A 1,928-nucleotide genomic window follows, 5' to 3' on the forward strand; every position below is an offset into this window, starting at 1 on the left:
CCCGCCTGCCGCCGCCCGAGGACACCCCCTGCGCACCTCGAGGCCGGGCCCTCGCCGACGAGGACGCCCTGGGGGAGACCCTCTTCAGCCTCGTCCGCCATGCGCGGGCCGCGGGCCTGGACCCGGAACGTGCGCTGCGTCGGCGACTCAGGGGTCCCGGCGTCGGGCCTGGGCGGTAAGCTGGAAGGGCGTTGTCCACCGGACCCACCACTGCATTCAAAGGAGACTGCTCCATGGCTCTGATCGACGCCATCCAGGCCCGTGAGATCCTCGATTCCCGCGGCAACCCCACCGTCGAGGTGGAGGTGCTGCTGACCGACGGCTCCGTGGGCCGTGCCGCCGTCCCCTCGGGCGCCTCGACCGGTGAGTTCGAGGCCGTCGAGCGCCGGGACGGGGACAGGGGCCGCTACCTCGGCAAGGGCGTCCAGGACGCCGTGGCGGCCGTGGACGAGATCGCCGACGAGCTCGAGGGCGCCTTCGCCGTGGACCAGCGCGCGGTGGACACCGCGATGCTGGACCTGGACGGCACTCCGAACAAGGGCAAGATCGGCGCGAACGCTGTCCTCGGCGTCTCCATGGCCGTGGCCGTGGCCGCCGCGCAGTCCTCGGACCTGCCGCTGTTCACGTACCTGGGCGGCCCGAACGCCCACGTGCTGCCGGTCCCGATGATGAACATCCTCAACGGCGGCGCCCACGCGGACTCCAACGTGGACATCCAGGAGTTCATGATCGCGCCGATCGGCGCCCCGTCCTTCACGGAGGCCCTGCGCTGGGGTGCCGAGGTCTACCACAGCCTCAAGAAGGTGCTGCAGGAGAAGGGCCTGGGCACCGGCCTGGGCGACGAGGGCGGCTTCGCCCCGAACCTCGAGTCCAACCGCGCCGCCCTGGACCTGATCGCGGAGGCCGTGAAGAAGGCTGGCTACACCCTCGGCGAGGACATCGCCCTGGCCCTGGACGTCGCCTCCTCCGAGTTCTGCGAGAAGGGGAAGTACACCTTCGAGGGCGAGCAGCGCTCCGCCGAGCAGATGGCCGCCTACTACACCGAGCTGGTGGACAACTACCCGATCGTCTCCATCGAGGACCCGCTCGACGAGAACGACTGGGACGGCTGGCGGCACCTCACCGAGACCCTCGGCGACCGCGTGCAGCTCGTGGGCGACGACCTCTTCGTGACCAACGTGGAGCGCCTGCAGCGCGGCATCGACGAGAAGTCCGGCAACGCCCTGCTGGTGAAGGTGAACCAGATCGGCTCGCTGACCGAGACCTTCGACGCGATCTCGCTGGCCCAGCGCCACATGTTCCACTGCATGATCTCCCACCGCTCCGGCGAGACGGAGGACACCTTCATCGCGGACCTGGCCGTGGCCACCAACGCCGGCCAGATCAAGACCGGTGCCCCGGCCCGCTCGGACCGCGTGGCCAAGTACAACCAGCTGCTGCGCATCGAGGAGGAGCTGGGCGACGCCGCCGTCTACGCCGGCCGCTCCGCCTTCCCGCGCTTCCAGGGCTGATCGTCCTGACGAGGTGACCCCGCCCGCCGGAGACGGTGTGGCGGGGAAGCCCACGAGGGCCCGTGCACGGGCCCTCGGCGTGTGCGAGGGAGTGCGGTGGGCGCGTCAGCCCGGCTCCCGCCCAGGTGCGGCGACTACCCTGGAGCGCATCCCGTCCGAGACCTCCCCCGAAGGAGCCCGTCCATGGTGAGCCGCCGCCCCCGCATGCCCCGCGTGCCCGGTGCTCCCGACCGTGCCCCTGCGGAGGAGTCGACGACGGCGCCGAAGGCGGCTGAGGAGGAGGCACAGGGGGAGGCACGCGCGGCCGTGACGGGTGCCGCTGCGCAGCCCGCGGGGGCCCAGGAGGGCGAGGTCGTCGAGCTGCGTCGCGCGGCCGACGCCGCGGACGAGTCCGTCGGTCGGGACGCCGCACGGATC

The 1,928-nt window shown here is 71.9% G+C and carries 2 protein-coding genes; both read left to right on the forward strand.

The window, feature by feature from the left end; translation table 11 throughout:
- The first annotated feature begins 233 nt into the window (after window positions 1-233).
- Entirely contained in the window at window positions 234-1,511 is a 1,278-nt protein-coding gene (eno, locus tag AC2W7A_RS12005; RefSeq protein ID WP_485991543.1) for a phosphopyruvate hydratase, read from the forward strand.
- A gap of 183 nt (window positions 1,512-1,694) precedes the next feature.
- Window positions 1,695-1,928 (forward strand): hypothetical protein (locus tag AC2W7A_RS12010; RefSeq protein WP_485991544.1); only part of this gene is annotated, 234 nt, incomplete at its 3' end.

The sequence above is a fragment of the Micrococcus sp. LASM2_SD2 genome, from assembly GCF_057364565.1.